This window comes from Streptomyces himastatinicus ATCC 53653, assembly GCF_000158915.1.
In the GTDB taxonomy this organism is placed as follows: domain Bacteria; phylum Actinomycetota; class Actinomycetes; order Streptomycetales; family Streptomycetaceae; genus Streptomyces; species Streptomyces himastatinicus.
In genome coordinates, this window is the sequence record NZ_GG657754.1 from 7,054,873 (window position 1) to 7,060,313 (window position 5,441).

Below are 5,441 nucleotides of genomic sequence, written 5' to 3' on the forward strand. Positions count from 1 at the left end.
CCCGCCGCCGAGGCCGCGGCCCCCGCGGCCCCCGCCGCGGAGGAGGGCGCCGAGGAGGCGCCGCGCGCCCGTACCCGCCGTCGTGCCACGCGCAAGACGGCCGCCGAGGAGCAGTCCGAGCCGCAGGCCGCCGCGGAGGCCGCCGAGCCCGAGGCCGAGCAGGAGCCCGCGCCCCGTGGCGGCCGCCGCCGGGCCGTGCGCCCGCCGACGGCGGTCTTCCAGGCGCCGGTCTTCACCGAGCCGGTCTTCCAGACTCCGGAGAGCGCCGCCGCCGAGGCCGCCGCCGCCCTGGAAGAGCCCGACGAGCCCGATGAGGCCGAGCAGGCCGTGGAGCAGGAGAAGCCGGTGGCGGCCCCCGCCGCGGGCGGCCGCCGCCGTCGGCGCCGCCGGGGCGAGCCCGCCGAGGAGCAGCGCCCGGCGGAGGCCGAGGAGCCGGCCGCTGCCGCCGAGGACACCGAGCAGGACGGCCGCCAGGCCGACCGCGAGCAGGGCGACGAGGAGTCGGGCGACCGCCCGGCCCGCCGCCGTCGCCGTGGCGGCCGTCGCCGCCGCCGGGGCGAGGCCGCCGACGCCGAGGGCGGCGAGGGCCGTTCCGAGGGCGAGGACGGCGCGGCCTACGAGGACGAGGCGCAGTCCGAGGGCGAGCCCGGCGAGGAGCCGGACGCCGCCGAGGAAGAGACCGAGGCCGGTGAGTCCGGCGGTGGCGGCTCCAGCAGCAGCCGTCGCCGTCGTCGCCGTCGCCGTCGCAGTGGGGACTCCGCCGAGGGTGAGTCGGGCGGTGACGACCCGGAGCGCACGGTCGTCAAGGTCCGCGAGCCCCGGAAGAAGGAAGAGACCAGCTCCGACGAGGTTCAGTCGATCAAGGGCTCGACGCGTCTGGAGGCGAAGAAGCAGCGCCGTCGCGAGGGCCGCGAGCAGGGCCGTCGCCGGGTGCCGATCATCACCGAGGCCGAGTTCCTGGCCCGCCGCGAGGCGGTCGAGCGGGTGATGGTCGTCCGGCAGAACGGCGAGCGCACCCAGATCGGCGTGCTGGAGGACAACGTCCTCGTCGAGCACTTCGTCAACAAGGAGCAGGCCACCAGCTACGTCGGCAACGTCTACCTGGGCAAGGTCCAGAACGTGCTGCCGTCGATGGAGGCCGCCTTCGTCGACATCGGCAAGGGCCGCAACGCCGTGCTGTACGCGGGTGAGGTCAACTTCGAGGCGCTGGGGCTGTCCAACGGGCCGCGCCGCATCGAGACCGCCCTGAAGTCCGGGCAGTCCGTGCTCGTCCAGGTCACCAAGGACCCGATCGGCCACAAGGGCGCCCGGCTGACCAGCCAGGTCTCCCTGCCCGGCCGCTACCTGGTGTACGTCCCCGAGGGCTCCATGACGGGCATCAGCCGCAAGCTGCCCGACACCGAGCGCGCCCGGCTGAAGCAGATCCTCAAGAAGATCGTCCCCGAGGACGCGGGCGTGATCGTCCGTACCGCCGCGGAGGGCGCGAGCGAGGACGAGCTGGCCCGCGACGTCCAGCGGCTCCAGGCGCAGTGGGAAGAGATCAAGAAGAAGGCGAAGAGCGGCAACGCGCCGACGCTGCTCTACGGTGAGCCGGACATGACCGTCCGGGTCGTCCGCGACATCTTCAACGAGGACTTCTCCAAGGTCATCGTGAGCGGCGAGGACGCCTGGCAGACCATCCACGGCTATGTCTCGCACGTCGCGCCCGACCTCGTCGACCGGCTCCAGAAGTGGAACTCGGACGTCGACGTCTTCGCCACGTACCGGATCGACGAGCAGCTGATGAAGGCGCTGGACCGCAAGGTCTGGCTGCCCAGCGGCGGCTCCCTGGTGATCGACCGGACCGAGGCGATGGTCGTGGTCGACGTCAACACCGGCAAGTTCACCGGCCAGGGCGGCAACCTGGAGGAGACGGTCACCAGGAACAACCTGGAGGCGGCCGAGGAGATCGTGCGCCAGCTGCGGCTGCGCGACCTCGGCGGCATCATCGTGATCGACTTCATCGACATGGTGCTGGAGTCCAACCGGGACCTGGTGCTGCGGCGGCTGCTGGAGTGCCTGGGCCGGGACCGTACGAAGCACCAGGTGGCGGAGGTCACCTCGCTCGGCCTGGTGCAGATGACCCGTAAGCGGGTCGGCCAGGGCCTGCTGGAGTCGTTCTCCGAGTCCTGTGTCCACTGCAACGGCCGCGGCGTGATCGTCCACATGGACCAGCCGGCGGTGGCCGGCGGCGGCGGTGGCGGCGGCAAGCGCAAGAAGAAGAAGTCCGGCGGTCAGCAGGCGCCCGCGCCGGAGGAGACCGCCGTGGCCGAGGCCGAGACGGTCGTCGAGGCCGCCGAGGAGATCGCGGCGGAGGTCGCGGAGCCGAAGGCGCTGCCGGAGCCGGTGTTCGCGGCCGACGAGGAGCTGTACAGCAGCGCCGCCGAGGCCGAGGCCGCCGCGAGCCGCGGGCGTACCCGGCGCCGGGCGACCCGTAAGGTGTCCGCCCCGGCGGGTGCCCCGAAGAGCGCCGAGCAGCCGGAGACCGTGGTGGTCGTGGCGGACGAGCCGAAGCCGGAGGCGCCGCCCGCCGAGGCGCCCGAGGCCGCCGCTCCCGCCGAAGCCGCTCCCGCCCCCGAGGCCGAGCCGGAGGCCGCTCCCGCGCCGCGTGCGCGCCGCCGGGCGACCCGTAAGGTGTCCGCCCCGGCGGGCTCGCCCACGGGCTCCGAGGACGCCGCCGTGGTGGTCGTCGGCGCTTCCGCGGGGGAGCCGAAGCCGGAGGCCGACGCGGCGTCCGCCGACGGCGAGGCCGCGGCCGAGGACAACGCCGACGGCGAGGCCAAGGCACCGGCGAAGAAGACGGCCCGTAAGACGGCCGCCAAGAAGGCGCCCGCGAAGAAGACGGCCGCCAAGAAGACCGCCGCGAAGAAGACCGCGTCGAAGACGACCGCGGCCAAGAAGACGACCGCGAAGAAGACGACGGCGAAGAAGACGACCGCCAAGAAGGCGGCGTCGAAGAAGACCGCGGCGGCGGAGCAGCAGACGCCGCAGTCGGTCTCGGCCGCCGCCGACGACTGAGCGGTACGCACCGGCGACGGAGGGCACCTACGCACGTGCGTAGGTGCCCTCCGGGCTCTGGTAACCTTGACCCTCGGCGTCTTACGCCAAACCCCTGAGCACATCCCTCCCGTCCGCGGGAGAGGCCGCTCGCCGATGCTGAATCGCATGGTGCATCGCATCGAATCACTCGGTTGTCATGACCTTCGTGGGGTCATGTGGAGCGGCTGGCATCAGAGGTCCCGTTTACTAGCGAGAGAGTGAGAACCGCGTGTACGCAATCGTGCGCACCGGCGGCCGCCAGCAGAAGGTAGCCGTGGGCGATGTCATCGAGGTCGACCGCATTGGAACCAGCAAGGTCGGCGACACCGTCGAGCTCTCGACTCTGCTCGTTGTCGACGGCGATGCCGTCACCAGCGACCCGTGGGTCCTGGCCGGTGTGAAGGTTCACGCCGAGGTGGTCGACCACCACAAGGGTGCCAAGATCGACATCCTGAAGTACAAGAACAAGACCGGTTACCGGAAGCGGATCGGCCACCGCCAGCTGCACACCGCGCTGAAGATCACCGGCATCGACTCGGCTGCGAAGTAAGGGACTGAGGAGACATGGCACACAAGAAGGGCGCATCGTCCACTCGGAACGGTCGCGACTCCAACGCCCAGCGGCTCGGGGTCAAGCGCTTCGGCGGCCAGGCCGTCAACGCGGGTGAGATCCTGGTCCGCCAGCGCGGCACGCACTTCCACCCGGGCACGGGCGTCGGCCGCGGCGGCGACGACACGCTGTTCGCGCTGGCCGCCGGTGCGGTGCAGTTCGGCACCCACCGTGGCCGCAAGGTCGTGAACATCGTTCCGGTCGCCGAGTAATCTCGGCCCCGGCACGACGCCACACACCTTTCCGAGGGCGGACCGCTCTTTCCCGTGACGGGGAAGCGGGTCCGCCCTCGGCGCGTTACGCAGGTTACGCACGTAACGACGACACACCGACCCCGTACGTATCTGGAGGCACCCGTCATGACCACCTTCGTGGACCGCGTCGAGCTGCACGTCGCCGCGGGTAGCGGAGGCCACGGCTGCGCCTCCGTGCACCGAGAGAAGTTCAAGCCGCTCGGCGGCCCGGACGGCGGCAACGGCGGCCGGGGCGGCGATGTGATCCTGGTCGTCGACCAGTCGGTCACCACGCTGCTTCGAGTACCACCACAGCCCGCACCGCAAGGCCACCAACGGCAAGCCCGGCGAGGGCGGCCACCGCTCCGGCAAGGACGGCAGCGACCTGGTCCTGCCGGTCCCGGACGGCACCGTCGTCCTCGACAAGCGGGGCAACGTCCTCGCCGACCTGATCGGCGAGGGCACCACCTACATCGCCGCCCAGGGCGGCCGCGGCGGCCTCGGCAACGCGGCCCTCGCCTCGGCCCGCCGCAAGGCCCCCGGCTTCGCGCTGCTGGGCGAGCCCGGCCACGCCGGGGACGTCGTCCTGGAGCTGAAGACCGTCGCGGACGTGGCCCTCGTCGGCTACCCCAGCGCGGGCAAGTCGTCGCTGATCTCGGTGCTCTCGGCCGCCAAGCCGAAGATCGCCGACTACCCGTTCACCACCCTGGTGCCCAACCTCGGCGTGGTGACGGCCGGTTCGACCGTCTACACCATCGCGGACGTGCCCGGTCTGATCCCGGGCGCCAGCCAGGGCAAGGGCCTCGGCCTGGAGTTCCTGCGCCACGTCGAGCGCTGCTCGGTGCTGGTGCACGTCCTGGACACCGCGGCGCTGGAGTCCGAGCGCGACCCGCTGACCGACCTCGACGTCATCGAGGCCGAGCTCGCCGAGTACGGCGGCCTGGAGGACCGGCCCCGGCTCGTCGTCCTCAACAAGGTCGACATCCCCGACGGCAAGGACCTCGCGGACATCATCCGCCCGGACCTGGAGGCCCGCGGCTACCAGGTCTTCGAGGCGTCGGCCATCGCCCATCTCGGCCTCAAGGAGCTGTCGTTCGCCCTCGCGGGCATCGTCGGGGAGGCCCGGGCGGCCAAGCCGAAGGACGAGGCGACCAGGATCGTCATCCGCCCGAAGGCCGTGGACGACGCGGGCTTCAAGGTCGTCGCCGAGGACGGTTTCTACCGCGTCGTGGGCGAGAAGCCACAGCGCTGGGTCCACCAGACCGACTTCAACAACGACGAGGCCGTGGGCTATCTCGCCGACCGGCTGAACCGCCTCGGTGTCGAGGAGGAGCTGGTGAAGGCGGGCGCCCGCGCGGGCGACGAGGTCGTCATCGGCCCCGAGGACAACGCGGTCGTCTTCGACTGGGAGCCCACGCTGGCGGCGGGCGCCGAGATGCTGGGCCGCCGCGGTGAGGACCACCGCTTCGAGGCCCCCCGCCCGGCGGCGCAGCGGCGCCGCGACCGGGACGCGGAGCGGG

3 protein-coding genes and 1 pseudogene are annotated in these 5,441 nt (G+C 72.3%); all 4 read left to right on the top strand.

The window, feature by feature from the left end; genetic code table 11:
- The coding region (locus SSOG_RS29640) for an Rne/Rng family ribonuclease (protein WP_039938996.1) at positions 1 to 3,057 on the top strand (3,057 nt) is incomplete at its 5' end.
- Positions 3,058 to 3,307: 250 nt separating this feature from the next.
- Positions 3,308 to 3,628 carry a 50S ribosomal protein L21 gene (gene rplU / locus SSOG_RS29645; protein ID WP_009717947.1) on the top strand — a complete coding sequence of 107 codons (321 nt, stop codon included), beginning with the start codon at positions 3,308 to 3,310 and terminating at the stop codon, positions 3,626 to 3,628.
- Between the two features lie 14 nt (positions 3,629 to 3,642).
- Positions 3,643 to 3,900, top strand: coding sequence for a 50S ribosomal protein L27 (rpmA, locus tag SSOG_RS29650; RefSeq protein WP_009717948.1), 258 nt, complete (start codon positions 3,643 to 3,645; stop codon positions 3,898 to 3,900).
- 147 nt (positions 3,901 to 4,047) lie between these two features.
- A pseudogene (gene obgE, locus SSOG_RS29655) lies at positions 4,048 to 5,441 on the top strand (GTPase ObgE); the annotation flags it as partial.